This is a genomic window from Vibrio renipiscarius (genome assembly GCF_000827885.1).
GTDB lineage: Bacteria > Pseudomonadota > Gammaproteobacteria > Enterobacterales > Vibrionaceae > Vibrio > Vibrio renipiscarius.
In genome coordinates, this window is sequence record NZ_JTKH01000020.1 from 1 (window position 1) to 14,353 (window position 14,353).

Consider the following 14,353-nt stretch of genomic DNA (forward strand, 5'->3'; position numbering starts at 1 on the left):
GCAAATGACAGATAGCGGAACAAGAACTTGGCCGTTGTGTTGCTCTAGCAGCAACTGGAAAGTCAAAGAGGATTTAATTTGTCTCATAGCACCAATCTCCGTTGTGAGGAGTCTATACTATGGAAGAGGATTCGTTAGCCTGTTTGCATTAGTCAGGCTTTTTTGGCAAGTTAAGCGGAACAACTTTTAGCAGTGTTTAGGCCCAAAAAGCACCTATACGGCAAAAGCTGGGCACAAATTGGGCCCTTCAAAATTATAACCCCTTCAAATACATGACAATAAGTCCGCGTTCGTCCAATCAAGCATTGGAGCGATGGAGAACTTGCACGAGTGAGTCATAAATCTGAGTTCCAGTCTATTGGCGTAGGTTTTGCGATTAAAATAAGCCGAATATTGTAATCACTTCCAAAGTTGTGCGCCAATTTATCTTAAGGTATATCGTTTATCACGTAATATTGATAAGTTAGAGAGTTCGACGCTGTAGGTATGTAAAGTCTAGATTGCTGTCGATAACAAAATGAACAAACAACACCATTGATTGTTAAATGGTATAATATTAACAAAATCCAATGGTTATGGTGATGAACTTGGATCTAGAGCTAGTGAAACAGATCGAAGAGATTTGTGCCACGAGAGGCGTTCGACTGACACCTCAAAGAAAAACCGTTTTTCAATTGATCTGTGCCAGTCCAAAAGCATCAAGTGCTTATGAATTATTAGAGCAATTGAAGGCCACTGAACCACAAGCAAAGCCACCGACGGTTTATCGGGCCCTGGACTTTTTATTAGAGCAAGGCTTTATCCATCGAGTAGAGTCAACCAACAGTTTTATTCAATGTTGCTCGTGTAACGCACATAAACATTATTCGCATCTGCTTATTTGCGACAAATGTAGTAACGTGATCGAGCTACAAGATGATAATTTAGTCGCCCTGCTGGCGAGTAACGCAGAAAAACATGGCTTTACCATTACAAATCATGTGATTGAATCTCATGGAATTTGTCAGTCATGTTCTTCTGATAACAAAGAATAATGATGGTATAGAAGAGTATTATGCGCGCTGAATTTGTAAACCCGTTTTTGGCTTCACTGATGAACGTCCTAAAAACGATGGCTTCGCTAGAGCTGAAGCCGCAAAAGCCTCGTGTAAAGAAAGACGAGATTGCACGTGGTGATGTATCAGGCCTAATCGGGATGGTTGGTCCGCAGACTCGCGGTTCAATGTCGATTACTTTTGATGAAAGTTTAGCATTAGAAATCATGGAGAACATGCTGGGTGAACGCCCAAATGGTCTTAATGATGAAGTAACCGATATGGTCGGTGAAATTACCAATATGGTCACTGGTGGTGCAAAGCGTATTCTTGCCGAAAGCGGCTTTGATTTTGATATGGCAACCCCCATTGTCGTATCAGGTAAAGGCCACACCATTCGACATAAGTGCGACGGTGCGATCATTCTGATGCCTTTTACCTCTCAGTGGGGAAATGCTTTTATCGAAATTTGTTTCGAATAAACATCAGGCCACCAATGAAAAAGCTTCCTTCTGGAAGCTTTTTTGTTTTCCAATTGATTCGTTCAGCTCAAAGAGCTTTTGGATCATGGCAACCCCTACGCAGGTTAAGCGGCTTTTAGTACATGGGTAACCGAAAGCTATTTATCCTCTCAATCGGCTATTGAATCACATTTTTCTGCTTAAGCACGACAATACACTGCTCGACCAACGCTTCAATTGGCTGCTCTCCTGCTGGCAAATCAATCTCCGCTTTTAATGGCGCTTCGTAGTCAGAATCAATACCCGTGAAGTTAGCGATCTCGCCTGCTCGCGCTTTTTTATATAGCCCTTTGGGATCGCGTTGCTCACAAACATCTAAAGACGCATTGACGAACACTTCCAAAAATTCTCCATCAGGAAATAAATCACGCACTAATTGGCGCTCTGCGCGATGCGGTGAAATAAAAGCGGATAATACGATCAATCCCGCATCCACCATCAACTTCGCTAACTCTCCAATGCGGCGAATATTCTCACGGCGATCTTGATCCGAAAAACCTAAATCACCGCACAAACCATGACGTACGTTATCCCCATCCAATAGATAGGTATGAAAGCCCTGCTCAACCAATTTATTTTCCAACGCACCCGCGATCGTCGACTTACCTGCGCCCGATAAACCGGTAAACCACAATAGAACGGGTTTTTGTTGTTTTAATTTAGCACGCTGGGTTTTATCAACACTATGTTGATGCCAAACGATGTTCTCATCTTTCACTGCCGTATCCGTTGTCATTATTTACGTCCTTAATAAGGGAAGAAGAGTGGGATTAAAGTCAGTACTAAGACCGAATAAACAATCGATAGTGGGATCCCAACTCGTACATAATCCGTTAATTTGTAATTTCCTACGCTGTACACCAGCAAATTGGTTTGATAACCATAGGGAGAGATAAAGCTCGCACTCGCGCCAAACAGCACCGCCATAATAAAGGGCATTGGGTCAACGCCATAACCGAGTGCCATGCTATAGCCAATAGGAAACGCCAGCGCAGCCGCGGCATTATTGGTAACGAGCTCGGTTAAGATCAGCGTAAGTAAGTAAGTTGCCACCAGCGCACCAAAGACTCCCCAACCATTAAAGGTTTCGATAAAGACTTGCCCGAGTTTCTCCGACAAGCCCGATGAAAGCATCAGTTGTGCGATGGATAACGCTGAACCCACAATCACGACAATATCAATGGGAAAGCGACGACGCAGTTCCCCAAGCTGAACGATGCCGAATACCAAACAGGCTAATAGATAAACCAACAAGCCTTTGATCAATGGCACCCACTCTAGCAAAGCCAATGCAATCACCGAGCTAAAACCCAGTAGCACGAAGCTCGATTTTTGGAAATCGAGACGCGCGCTCGAATCAAGGTCATTGATCAAGACGAATTCTTTGCGGTGTGCACGACGCTCCGCTTCAAAACGTTTTCCTGGCACCAATACTAAGGTATCACCGGCGTTCAGCGTGACATTACCTAAGCCGCCTTCTAACCGCTCATGACCACGGCGAATCGCGACGACGACCGCATCAAAACGATCACGAAAATGACTGGTTTTGAGCGTCTTATTACAAAAACTGGCCGAGGAACTGACCACCACCTCCATAAAACTTTGCCCATTTAAGTGGTGCTGGCCAAATAAGGTTAAACCTTGAATCTCTTGGAGTGTGGCGACACTTTCAATATCACCACAAAACAACAGTCTATCTCTCGCTTCTAGCACAAACTCAGGATCAACCGATGGCATGGTTTTTCCATTGCGGATCACTTCAGCAAGAAACAGTTTGCGCAAAGCGCGTAAATTATTTTTCGCGATACTGCGCCCCACTAAAGGGGATCCCGGCTCAACTCGAGCTTCAAGAAAATAAGGCAAATCATCTTGTGATTGATCGTCGTAATTGGGTAATAAGTAGCTCAGAGGGATCAAGATCAACATGCCACCAAACAAGACCGACAAACCGATCAAGGTTGGGGTAAAAAAGCCCAAACTTGGCAGCCCCGCATCTTCGACAAAACTATTAATGATCAAGTTAGTCGAAGTGCCGATCAAGGTTAGCGTACCGCCTAAGATGGCCGCATAAGAGAGCGGGATAAGCAATTTTGATGGTGCATGTTGTTGATTGCGCTTAATCGCTCCAATCAAAGAAACGACCACTGCGGTATTGTTGGTAAACGAGGACAGTAATGCTGTCGATATCCCCATTTTTGCGACAACCGAGGCTAATCTGCCCGTCGACAGACTGCGGCTAACCCAGCTTATCAATAACGTTTTCTCTAATGCACTAGAGGCTAAGATCAGTAGCACTAGTGTAAGTAAAGAGGAGTTCGTAAAGTTAGTTGCCACTTCATTGAGTTCAATTAAGCCAGCCATAAAAGCAATAAACGCTGCGCCAGCAAAAATAAAGCTTGGTTTGGCACGTGTTACGATCAGACATACGACAATGCCCAGTAAGATAGCTAACACAAATCCTTGTTGCCACATACCGCTTCCCCACTTCACCAATCCATTGTCTTTATCGGCCATCGAAACCTGCACTTCGCTTTCCTGCTCGGTGCAGATTTCGACGACTTAATACATCACTACTGGGTGATTATTTAAGTAATTGGCTGATATCTTTTGCTTCCCAATGTGGGAAGTGCTTGCGAACTAACGCGTTGAACTCTAATTCAAAAGCAGAAATATCTCCGCTTTGCAGTTCCACTTGGCTCAAGCTTTCTCGTACCAAACCCGCCCCCACCGTCACGTTCGTTAAGCGGTCAATCACGACAAAACCACCGGTATCTTGGCAATCGGTATAGCTATCCAGTGCTACTGATTCAGTGAGTGTCCACTCACATAAACCAATACCATTGAGTGGTAGTTCGACGGCGCTATGAGTTGAAAGGTTATTGATGTCATATTGATGACGAATCGATTCAACACAACCTACCGTCTTCTTACCGGCGATTTTAATATCGTATTCGCGACCCGGCTGCAGCGCTTGCTCTGTCATCCATACGACGTCCGCCAACAAGTGATTACTTGATTCCACTTGGGCGTTGTCCAATACCAATAAATCACCACGGCTGATATCAATTTCATCTTCGAGCGTTAGCGTAACGGCTTGTCCGGCATACGCGGTAGGTAAGTCACCATCGAAGGTAACAATTCGCGCCACTTTCGAGCTTTTGCCTGATGGCAAAGCTTGAACGCTATCACCGACATTGATCGTGCCTGAGGCTATCGTGCCAGCAAAGCCACGGAAATCGAGATTTGGTCGGTTGACGTATTGGATTGGGAAACGGAAATCCCCGCCGTCCTTATCCTGATCGATGTCGATATTTTCCAAGATTTCCAACAACGGCTGACCATCAAACCAGCTCATTTTTGAACTTGGTTCAACCACGTTATCGCCTTCAAGCGCCGAGAGTGGCAAGATCTGAATATTGGTTTCACCGCGTAGGTTTTCTGAGAACTTCAAATACTCATCGCGAATCGTCTCAAACCGATCTTGAGAGTAATTGACAAGATCCATTTTGTTTACCGCAACCACAAAATGCTTAAGACCCAGTAAGTTAGCGATAAATGAATGACGACGAGTTTGACCCAACACCCCTTTGCGTGCATCAATTAAGATCACGGCAACATCACAGGTAGAGGCGCCCGTGGCCATATTACGCGTGTACTGCTCGTGCCCCGGGGTATCTGAAATGATGAACTTACGTTTTTGGGTAGAGAAATAACGATAAGCGACATCAATGGTGATGCCTTGTTCACGCTCGGCTTGTAAGCCATCAACCAATAGCGCAAGGTCTGGGCGCTCGCCCGTGGTCCCAACACGTTGGCTATCATTGTGAACGGCGGCCAATTGATCTTCATAAATTTGCTTTGAGTCATGCAGCAAGCGACCGATCAAAGTACTCTTGCCATCATCGACTGAGCCACACGTTAGAAATCTAAGTAATGACTTGTATTGGTGTTGGGTTAGGTATCCTTCAATACCCAGCTCCGCTAATTGCGCTTCTACTGCACTGTTCATGTTCTTTCCTTAGATCCTAATTAGAAGTAGCCTTGGCGTTTTTTCAGCTCCATCGATCCTGACTGATCGTGGTCGATCGCGCGCCCTTGGCGCTCACTCGATGTCGCCACCAACATCTCTTCAATAATACCGGTCAGCGTGTTCGCGTCGGATTCAACAGCTCCTGTCAGTGGGTAACAGCCAAGCGTACGGAAGCGAACGTTCTTTTCTTCTACTACTTCACCCGGTTCAATCTTCATTCGGTCATCATCGACCATGATCAACATGCCATCGCGCTCAACCACTGGACGCTTATCGGCTAGGTAAAGCGGCACAATGTCGATGTTCTCTAAGTAGATGTACTGCCAGATATCCAGCTCGGTCCAGTTAGATAGCGGGAAGACGCGGATACTCTCACCTTTATTGATTTGACCGTTGTAGGTCTTCCACAATTCAGGGCGCTGGTTTTTCGGATCCCACGTATGATTTTTATCGCGGAACGAATAAACACGCTCTTTAGCACGAGACTTCTCCTCATCCCGGCGTGCACCACCAAAAGCGGCATCAAAGCCATATTTATTCAGGGCTTGCTTTAGCCCTTGGGTTTTCATGATGTCGGTATGCTTTGATGAACCATGCTCGAATGGGCTACAGCCCATCGCGATACCTTCTGGGTTCTTATGTACCAAAAGCTCAAAGCCATACTTTTCCGCGGCTTTATCGCGAAAATCGATCATCTCTTTGAATTTCCAATCGGTATCTACGTGCAGCAGTGGAAAAGGAATTTTACCTGGGTAAAAGGCTTTCCTTGCCAAATGCAACATTACCGATGAGTCTTTCCCGATTGAGTACATCATTACCGGATTATCAAACTCTGCCGCGACTTCACGAATAATGTGAATACTCTCGGCTTCTAACTGTTTAAGGTGAGTTAAACGTTCTTGGTCCATGTTGGTGCTTCCTTTGCGGCTCTTCTGAGCGTTTCGGCTAGTCTTTAAACTTTATGCGTATTGACGTTGCTGCAGCGATTGATCTTCTTGATCAAACCACTGTAATTTTTCTGATAGCGCAACCACCTCTCCCACCACGATCAAAGACGGGGCTTGAGCGTCTTGCGCCAATTCGGCAAGCTGTGATAGCTGACCTTTAAATACTTTTTGGCATGCCTGAGTGCCACGTTCGATGATCGCAATTGGCGTACTTGATTGGCGCCCATGACGAATTAATTGCTCTTGGATGTAATCGGATTTCATCAATCCCATATAAATCACAAGCGTCTGATTACCACGCGCTAATGTTGACCAATCCATTTCATCGCTTTCTGCTTTCAAATGGCCGGTAATGAACATGGCAGATTGCGCGTGATCACGGTGAGTTAGAGGGATACCAGCATAGGCAGTTGCACCAGCGGCAGCGGTAATGCCCGGAATAACTTGGAAACGTATGCCGGCATCTGCCAGAACTTCAAGCTCTTCCGCGCCACGACCAAACACAAATGGATCGCCACCTTTAATGCGCACAACGCGATGGCCTTGCTTGGCAAAGTCGACAAGTAATTGGTTGGTTTTTTCTTGCGGAACACTGTGATGGCCAGCACGCTTACCGACACAAACTAAAATAGTGTCGTCTGGAATAAGCGCTAAAATTTCATCAGAGACGAGATAATCGTAAAGCACGACATCCGCTTGCTGTAAAAAACTCAATGCTTTGATCGTGAGTAGCTCGGCATCTCCAGGACCAGCCCCCACCAAAGCGACTTCGCCATGACGCAATTGGCTGCTGACCGTCAATGCTGGACGATGATGTGTTGTTGCTCTTAAGTGACTCAGGGGGAGTTGAGACACTTTTTCCTTGCTCGCCATATTGCCATCCTTCCATGTGAATAACTGCATTATGGACTTCTAGGCATATTACCTGAAATTCTAAAATTTCATTTTTTATACCAATAACTGATAAGGGAAAATTTGAAGGGGGATTGCTGACAGGATAAATCTGAGTATACATAGACATAACCCTATTATTCAGGCGCTCAATGTCACACTTTGAAATGCATTTTAAATATAATTTCATATCATTTTGTTACATTAGCCGCAGTGCAAATAACGCTATTTGGAGCGAATAAAAATGAAAGTAGCAGTGAAACCTCTAACTCTTGCTGTTCTCGGCGGAATGCTAACCATAGCAGGTCCGGCGATGGCAGATACGATTAAACTTCGTATTATTGAAACCACTGATATTCACACTAACGTGATGGATTACGATTACTACAAAGACTCAGCCTCTGAAAAAATCGGTCTTACGCGTACTGCTACTTTAGTTAAGCAAGCTCGCGCAGAAGTGGAAAACAGCGTACTGGTTGATAACGGGGACCTGATCCAAGGCAGCCCTATGGGCGACTACATGGCCGATAAAGGCATTGATGCTGGCGAAGTTCATCCTGTCTACAAAGCAATGAACCAGTTGAACTATGATGTGGGGAACATTGGTAACCATGAATTTAACTACGGTTTAGAATTCTTAGCTGAAACCATTAATGATGCTAACTTCCCTTACGTGAGTGCCAACGTATTTGATAAAAAAACGGGCAAGCACTACTTCAAACCATACATCATCAAAACGCATACTTTTACGGATGTAGACGGTGCGGAACATCAAATCAAAGTGGGTTACATTGGTTTTGTACCACCACAAATTATGATTTGGGATAAGAAAAACCTAGAAGGCCAAGTTTTCGCCAAAGACATCAAAGAGTCTGCTGAAGAGCTCGTACCACAGATGAAAGCGGAAGGCGCTGATGTTATTGTCGCTATCCCGCACTCAGGCGTAGCTTCTGACCCGCACAAATCTGGTGCTGAAAACTCAACTTACTACCTTGCAGACGTTGAAGGCATCGATGCGATTGCCTTTGGTCACTCACACGCGGTATTCCCAGGTAAAGGGTTTGATAACATCCCTGGCGTTGACAATGAAAAAGGTACAATTAATGGCGTAGCATCTGTGATGCCAGGCCGTTGGGGCAGCCATGTTGGTGTAATTGATCTGCAATTAGCGCAGAAAGATGGCAAGTGGCAAGTTGTAGAAGGCAAAGCGGAAGCTCGTCCTATCTACGATGGCATCAACAAAAAATCACTTGCGAAAGCCGATGAAGGCATGGTTAACGCTCTAGAAGCAGACCATAAAGGCACGCGTGAATTTGTAAACCAACCGATTGGTAAAGCAAATGACGTGATGTACAGCTTCCTATCGCTAGTACAAGATGATCCTACCGTACAAATCGTTAACCTTGCTCAACAAGACTACGTAGAGCGCTTTATCCAAGGCGACCCTGATCTAGCCGATATCCCGGTACTTTCTGCTGCTGCACCATTTAAAGCGGGCGGCCGTAAGGATGACCCATCAGGCTTCACTGAAGTGGAATCAGGTCAGCTAACATTCCGCAACGCTGCAGATCTTTACCTATACCCAAATACACTGGTTGCGTTGAAGATGACCGGTAAAGATGTACAAGAGTGGTTAGAGTGTTCTGCAGGTCAATTTAATCAAATCGACATCAACACAACGGCGCCACAATCTCTGATTAACTGGGATGGTTTCCGTACTTACAACTTTGATGTGATGGATGGGGTTAACTACCAAGTGGATATCACTCAACCAGCAAAATACGATGGTGACTGTAAACTGGTTAACGCTGACGCTAAACGTATTGTTGGCTTAACATTCCAAGGTAAACCAATCAATCCAGACCAAGAGTTTATCGTTGCGACCAATAACTACCGTGCATACAGCAACAAATTTGCCGGTACAGGTACCGATCACATTGCGTTTGATTCACCAGATGAAAACCGCTCTGTGGTTGCCGCTTACATCTCTCGCGTAAGCAAAGAGAAAGGTGAAGTAACACCAAGCGCTGATAACAACTGGACATTTGCCCCTATCACTGCAGACAAAGCACTTGATATTCGCTTTGAAACTTCACCAAGCGAAAAAGCAACTCAGTTTATTAAAGACAAAGGTCAATACCCAATGAAGCAAGTCGCGACTGATGAAGTGGGCTTTGCGATTTACCAAATTGATCTACAAAAATAATCGCTCATTGCCTACCTTGTTGTAGGACAAGAGGTTAGTATCAAGCCGCTATCATTGTATAGCGGCTTTTTTTGTTGCCCACTTTATTCTCTATCATGAGAAAGGAAGCATTTCATGGACTCGCGTTTTACTGACTACCTCAGCCAACACCATTTCTCTAACGACGAAATCCATCAATTGGTGGCACTTGCCAGTCCATTAGAACTGCCAACACGGCATATATTGGTTGAACAAGGGGCATCGACGGAGACGTTCTATTTTGTACTGGAAGGCTTATGCCATGCCAGTTATCTCACCGAACAAGGCAAAGAATTCAGTAAAGAATTTTACTGGGAACAAGATTGGATCATTGGCTTCGAAAACCTGATCAAACAGCAAGGTTCTCCTTTTTTAATTGAAACCCTAACGCCATGTTTGATCCTTTGTCTGCCTATTCACACCTTGCAGCAATGGCGATTAACCCATCATCCGATCTATTTAAAATTGGTTGAAGCACAATTGCTATACAAAGAGAACAAAGAGCGCTTTATGTTGCTTTTTAGCCCAGAAGAGCGGTATCAATTATTCTGCCAGCATTTCCCTCAGCTTGAACAACGCCTCGCCGATTATCAAATTGCGGCTTACCTTGGAATCTCTTCCGTTAGTCTCAGTCGGATTAAAAATCGAGTGAGCCGATAACCGCATATAACCAAGGCATCAGCCTTTACGCAATCGCGATTAAATTTCGGCGAATGAACGCAGAGCTTAACAAATGTTAATGCTGACAATCTGCTCTCTTGCTATGGTGAGCAAAGATAAACATTTCGACGATTTTTTATGATTACTTGGAAACGACACTCTTTTGAGCAACTGACTAACCACGAACTTTATCAATTACTGAAACTACGCGTTGATGTATTTGTTGTTGAACAGACTTGCCCCTATCCAGAATTGGATGATAACGATACGCTCAATGGCGTGATGCACCTACTGGGCTACCAACAAGGGCAAATCATCGCTTGTGCGCGATTATTACCCAAAGGCACCACTTATCCTAGTGTCAGCATTGGCCGCGTCGCAACCAAAAAAAGTGCGCGAGGCGGTGGCTTAGGGCATCAATTGTTGCAGCAAGCGATCGCGGAATGTCATCAACTTTGGCCAAACCAATCGATTGAAATTGGGGCCCAGCAACACCTCACGGCTTTCTATCAACAACATGGGTTTGTTCAAACATCAGCAATGTACCTAGAAGATGGTATTCCCCATGTCGATATGAAAAAAAGTATGACGACACAAGACGCTCATTAATGAACTGGTCGATCGCGACAACGGCCATTGCTTTACTGGTCCTGGGTAACCTGGCGGCATCATTGTCGGATGTCGCGGTCAAAATGCTCGAAGGAGGCATCGCCACTTTTCAGTATGTCTTTCTACGCCAATTACTTTCCGTACTCATTATTTTTCCATTTTGGTTTCAACAAAACAAAGCACAGCGTGCATTGACCGCTCGCGGGATTACGAGTTTACGTGCATTCCTTATCATCATAGGCAGTGGCTGCATGATGATAGCGATCACTCACTTACCATTAGCGACTGCGAATGCGATCTTTTACGCGGCGCCACTATTAATGCTGCCACTGTCGGTATTGCTGTTAAAAGAGATACCACCATGGGGGAAAACACTATCAACAATGATTGGGTTTATTGGTGTCCTAATCGTCCTGCGCCCATCCCAATTTCACTGGGCCGGTTATTTTGCTTTAGGTACCGCGATAACTCTGGCGTTGTTTAATCTATTAGCCCGAAAACTGCCGCCACAACAAACGATTGTTACGACCTTATTTTGGACCTCGCTCATCTCACTGCCGATAACCGCATTGCTAGCCTATCTCACTTGGCAGCCGATCTCTGGGCAGCAATTAGCATTAGTCACTACAAGTGCCGCATTAATATTGATCTACAACGGACTCGCGGTAAAAGCGTACAAGGCAGCGCCCGCAGGGCAAATTGCCTTAGCGGAATATTCGGGATTGGTTTTTGTGGTGCTGATTGGCGTGTGGGGGTTTAATGAAATACCCGATAGTAAGACGGCATTGGGTATTTTATTGATCATCATTCCGCTTTTGCCGTTAAAAGAGCTCATTCAACGGCGAAAAAACAAATGATAGTTCAAAGGTAAGCAACCATTTACTTCTACGCGCTACTTACCTTGTTCGGCTATTTACTGCGAGTAAATCCACCATCAGAGACACGAAAGAACATCACTAGTTGGGCTGATTTTTCAAGTTCAATGATATCAAGCGAACCATCTTGCGCTAATTTAAAGCGCACCAGTTGGCCAGCTTTGATTCGGCTCAGCGGCTTATCACTGCCTTCGACTTTAACTAACGCGTTAAGGTCAGTCATCGGCAAGCCATTTGCCCGGAAAACTTGCGCTAAAGTATCGCCATTTTTTACCGTGTAATCTTTCCATTCCTCATCCTGCGTCTGTGCTACATGCACTTCACCTTGTTCGCTAAGGCTCTGCGTGTTGATATTAATCGCAACTCGCTGCGCTGGATCCGATGTTTGAGGATCAGAGGACGATGACGGTGTCGGCGACGGAATTAAAAGAAGAACCAACACCAAAGGTATCAGCACCATTAAGCCGCGCTGATGCAACTTAGGCAAACGTGCCCACTGGCTTAGTGCGTCAGCTTTTATCTTTGCCCAATCTAATTTGGCAAATTTCTCTTTTACCAATTGAAGGTAATCGACTTGCTGTGGTTTTTTCTTACGGCGATTCATTGAACCTGTCTCCAAACAACTGAGCATCAAGTATAAAAATCTAACGCTCATGAGTATAGGTAATTTCGAGTTTGAAAGTAATGCTCGTGTCAAAACTCTTACTTTGAACCAAAAGTTAAGACCTAGCTCACACTGTGATCGCAGGGCAACAAAGTGGTTGAGCTGGCGTTTCCTCACAGCGCTAATACTGGTATCCTTTGGGACTTTATATAGCGATGAAAGAGAAACATCATGTCTGAAGTTAAATTTGAAACTGTAGAGCAAAAAGCAAGCTACGGCATTGGTCTACAAATGGGCCAACAACTAGCGGGTTCTGGTATTGAAGGCCTTAACGTTGATGCTATCGCGGCAGGTATTGCAACTGCACTGACTGGTGATATGCCAGCAATCGAAATCGACGAAATCAACAATGCACTGCAAGAGCTTCACACTCGTGCAGAAAGCGCGCGTCAAGAAGTGGCAAAACTAGCAGCCGCTGACGGTGAAGCATTCCTAAGCGACAACGCTCTGCGTTCAGAAGTAACCGTTCTTGAATCTGGTCTTCAGTATGAAATCATCACTGAAGGTACTGGTGCAATCCCAACTTCTGATAAGCAAGTTCGCGTTCACTACCACGGCGAGCTAACTGACGGTACTGTATTTGACAGCTCTGTATCTCGCGGTCAACCTGCTGAGTTCCCAGTAACTGGCGTAATCAAAGGTTGGGTTGAAGCTCTTCAACTAATGCCTGTTGGTTCTAAGTGGAAACTATACATCCCTCAAGATCTTGCATACGGTGAGCGTGGCGCTGGCGCTGCAATTCCTCCGTTCGCAGCTCTTGTGTTCGAAGTAGAACTTCTAGATATTCTGTAATTAAGTAAAAACAATTTAGTTCAAACTTAGTTATCTATAAAACGGCGCACAGCGTCGTTTTTTTTTAACTAAAATATAAGGACAAACAATACAAAGGGATATAGAAATGAAAAAAAGTGCCGCAACCTTCGCTATCGTATTTTTCGCGACAACGGTCAATGCCAGTTCATTCTTAGATAGCGCGACCAGCAAAGATGCGACTGATCTGATAAGCAGTGTGAGTGAAAAATATGACGCTGCAGGTCATTCATTACCGATGAGTGATTTATTGACGCAAAAGCTTGATGTCTCGCCAGAACAAGCTTTAACAGGAACTAACGCATTATTTTCTCTCGCTGAAAACCAACTCTCTTCTGGCGATCTCTCTGAGTTGGAATCGTTGATCCCTTGGTCATCAAGTATCCCCGATGCACAGAGCCTTTTAGGCAACGTAGAAAATATGGATGCCGTTAAAAGCGTATTCGAAAAAGCAGGGCTGGATCCATCGATGATTAATCAATTCGTCCCCGTCGTTCTAAATTACTTAGGTGATAATGGCGCAAGCGAGGGGTTGTTGGGTTCGCTTGGTAATTTGTGGAAGGCGGAACCATAAGGACGCTGAGTCTTAGAAGAGAAGAGCACTAAATATGCACATCATTTTTTAGACATAAAAAAAGCCGAGCTAATGCTCGGCTTTTTTGTTCTTTCGAACCTGATTACTGATTACTCAGCAGCAGCTTCAGCAACTGGGCGATCTACAAGCTCAATGTAAGCCATTGGAGCTTTATCACCAGCACGGAAGCCAGCTTTTAGGATACGTGTGTAGCCGCCTTGGCGAGCTGCAAAACGTGGACCTAGTTCGTTAAACAGTTTTGCAACTACTTCGTTATCACGAGTGCGTGCAAATGCTAGACGACGGTTAGCAACACTGTCAGTCTTAGCTAGTGTAATCAAAGGCTCAACTACGCGACGTAGCTCTTTTGCTTTAGGCAATGTAGTCTTGATAACTTCATGACGTACTAAAGAGCTAGCCATATTGCTGAACATCGCTTTACGATGTGAGCTGTTGCGGTTGAGTTGACGACCACTCTTACGATGGCGCATGACCTAATCCTTCTAACTAGTAT

14 protein-coding genes and 1 pseudogene are annotated in these 14,353 nt (G+C 44.9%); 8 read left to right on the forward strand and 7 right to left on the reverse strand.

Translation table 11 applies throughout. The features are described 5' to 3' along the window. Positions 1-575 precede the first annotated feature (575 nt). Together zur and OJ16_RS10560 are read left to right on the forward strand one after the other, a co-directional pair. Complete coding sequence (gene zur, locus OJ16_RS10555; protein ID WP_173424994.1) at positions 576-1,034, forward strand: zinc uptake transcriptional repressor Zur; 459 nt, start codon at positions 576-578, stop codon at positions 1,032-1,034. A 20-nt stretch (positions 1,035-1,054) separates the two neighbouring features. After that, positions 1,055-1,516: a chemotaxis protein CheX gene (locus OJ16_RS10560; protein WP_040990254.1), complete on the forward strand. Its 462-nt coding sequence runs from the start codon at positions 1,055-1,057 to the stop codon at positions 1,514-1,516. A gap of 157 nt (positions 1,517-1,673) precedes the next feature. Here the strand turns inward: OJ16_RS10560 and cysC are convergent, their stop codons facing one another. The 5 genes and pseudogenes from cysC to cobA all read right to left on the reverse strand — a co-directional run bounded on the left by cysC (position 1,674) and on the right by cobA (position 7,405). Continuing rightward, complete coding sequence (cysC, locus tag OJ16_RS10565) at positions 1,674-2,291, reverse strand: adenylyl-sulfate kinase (RefSeq protein WP_040990256.1); 618 nt, start codon at positions 2,289-2,291, stop codon at positions 1,674-1,676. 11 nt (positions 2,292-2,302) lie between these two features. Continuing rightward, a complete protein-coding gene (locus OJ16_RS10570; RefSeq protein WP_040990636.1) occupies positions 2,303-4,027 on the reverse strand; it encodes an SLC13 family permease in 1,725 nt (574 codons plus the stop codon). Between the two features lie 109 nt (positions 4,028-4,136). Next, positions 4,137-5,564, reverse strand: coding sequence for a sulfate adenylyltransferase subunit CysN (cysN, locus tag OJ16_RS10575; protein WP_040990258.1), 1,428 nt, complete (start codon positions 5,562-5,564; stop codon positions 4,137-4,139). Positions 5,565-5,584: 20 nt separating this feature from the next. Then, positions 5,585-6,529, reverse strand: a pseudogene (gene cysD / locus OJ16_RS10580) (sulfate adenylyltransferase subunit CysD); the annotation flags it as partial. Positions 6,530-6,544: 15 nt separating this feature from the next. Further along, positions 6,545-7,405 (reverse strand): uroporphyrinogen-III C-methyltransferase, encoded by an 861-nt coding sequence (gene cobA, locus OJ16_RS10585; protein WP_040990262.1) that lies wholly within the window; start codon positions 7,403-7,405, stop codon positions 6,545-6,547. Positions 7,406-7,667: 262 nt separating this feature from the next. On the opposite strand from cobA, the gene cpdB reads away from it, so the two are divergent. The 4 genes from cpdB (at position 7,668) to OJ16_RS10605 (ending at position 11,773) form a co-directional block, all read left to right on the forward strand. Further along, complete coding sequence (cpdB, locus tag OJ16_RS10590) at positions 7,668-9,629, forward strand: 2',3'-cyclic-nucleotide 2'-phosphodiesterase (RefSeq protein WP_040990264.1); 1,962 nt, start codon at positions 7,668-7,670, stop codon at positions 9,627-9,629. Positions 9,630-9,743: 114 nt separating this feature from the next. Beyond that, positions 9,744-10,307: a Crp/Fnr family transcriptional regulator gene (locus OJ16_RS10595; RefSeq protein ID WP_040990266.1), complete on the forward strand. Its 564-nt coding sequence runs from the start codon at positions 9,744-9,746 to the stop codon at positions 10,305-10,307. Between the two features lie 138 nt (positions 10,308-10,445). Beyond that, entirely contained in the window at positions 10,446-10,916 is a 471-nt protein-coding gene (locus OJ16_RS10600) for a GNAT family N-acetyltransferase (protein WP_040990267.1), read from the forward strand. After that, complete coding sequence (locus OJ16_RS10605) at positions 10,916-11,773, forward strand: DMT family transporter (RefSeq protein ID WP_040990269.1); 858 nt, start codon at positions 10,916-10,918, stop codon at positions 11,771-11,773. Before OJ16_RS10600 ends, OJ16_RS10605 begins: the two co-directional genes overlap by 1 nt. Positions 11,774-11,825: 52 nt before the next feature. Here OJ16_RS10605 and OJ16_RS10610 read toward each other — a convergent pair whose 3' ends face one another. Further along, positions 11,826-12,395, reverse strand: coding sequence for a LysM-like peptidoglycan-binding domain-containing protein (locus OJ16_RS10610; protein ID WP_040990271.1), 570 nt, complete (start codon positions 12,393-12,395; stop codon positions 11,826-11,828). A gap of 231 nt (positions 12,396-12,626) precedes the next feature. On the opposite strand from OJ16_RS10610, the gene OJ16_RS10615 reads away from it, so the two are divergent. Together OJ16_RS10615 and OJ16_RS10620 are read left to right on the forward strand one after the other, a co-directional pair. Further along, a complete protein-coding gene (locus tag OJ16_RS10615) occupies positions 12,627-13,247 on the forward strand; it encodes an FKBP-type peptidyl-prolyl cis-trans isomerase (RefSeq protein WP_040990274.1) in 621 nt (206 codons plus the stop codon). Positions 13,248-13,353: 106 nt separating this feature from the next. Continuing rightward, entirely contained in the window at positions 13,354-13,839 is a 486-nt protein-coding gene (locus OJ16_RS10620) for a DUF2780 domain-containing protein (protein WP_040990276.1), read from the forward strand. A 110-nt stretch (positions 13,840-13,949) separates the two neighbouring features. Here the strand turns inward: OJ16_RS10620 and rplQ are convergent, their stop codons facing one another. After that, positions 13,950-14,330, reverse strand: a complete 381-nt coding sequence (rplQ, locus tag OJ16_RS10625) for a 50S ribosomal protein L17 (protein WP_040990278.1) — start codon at positions 14,328-14,330, stop codon at positions 13,950-13,952. Positions 14,331-14,353 lie beyond the last annotated feature (23 nt).

Bases quoted from the DNA above. Each gene is read 5' to 3' on its own strand.
- zur (WP_173424994.1), top strand. From the start codon at position 576: ATGGTGATGAACTTGGATCTAGAGCTAGTGAAACAGATCGAAGAGATT.
- cysN (WP_040990258.1), bottom strand. From the start codon at position 5,564: ATGAACAGTGCAGTAGAAGCGCAATTAGCGGAGCTGGGTATTGAAGGA.
- OJ16_RS10610 (WP_040990271.1), bottom strand. From the start codon at position 12,395: ATGAATCGCCGTAAGAAAAAACCACAGCAAGTCGATTACCTTCAATTG.
- OJ16_RS10600 (WP_040990267.1), top strand. From the start codon at position 10,446: ATGATTACTTGGAAACGACACTCTTTTGAGCAACTGACTAACCACGAA.
- OJ16_RS10605 (WP_040990269.1), top strand. From the start codon at position 10,916: ATGAACTGGTCGATCGCGACAACGGCCATTGCTTTACTGGTCCTGGGT.
- OJ16_RS10615 (WP_040990274.1), top strand. From the start codon at position 12,627: ATGTCTGAAGTTAAATTTGAAACTGTAGAGCAAAAAGCAAGCTACGGC.
- cobA (WP_040990262.1), bottom strand. From the start codon at position 7,405: ATGGCGAGCAAGGAAAAAGTGTCTCAACTCCCCCTGAGTCACTTAAGA.
- OJ16_RS10620 (WP_040990276.1), top strand. From the start codon at position 13,354: ATGAAAAAAAGTGCCGCAACCTTCGCTATCGTATTTTTCGCGACAACG.
- cysC (WP_040990256.1), bottom strand. From the start codon at position 2,291: ATGACAACGGATACGGCAGTGAAAGATGAGAACATCGTTTGGCATCAA.
- OJ16_RS10560 (WP_040990254.1), top strand. From the start codon at position 1,055: ATGCGCGCTGAATTTGTAAACCCGTTTTTGGCTTCACTGATGAACGTC.
- rplQ (WP_040990278.1), bottom strand. From the start codon at position 14,330: ATGCGCCATCGTAAGAGTGGTCGTCAACTCAACCGCAACAGCTCACAT.
- cpdB (WP_040990264.1), top strand. From the start codon at position 7,668: ATGAAAGTAGCAGTGAAACCTCTAACTCTTGCTGTTCTCGGCGGAATG.
- OJ16_RS10570 (WP_040990636.1), bottom strand. From the start codon at position 4,027: ATGTGGCAACAAGGATTTGTGTTAGCTATCTTACTGGGCATTGTCGTA.
- OJ16_RS10595 (WP_040990266.1), top strand. From the start codon at position 9,744: ATGGACTCGCGTTTTACTGACTACCTCAGCCAACACCATTTCTCTAAC.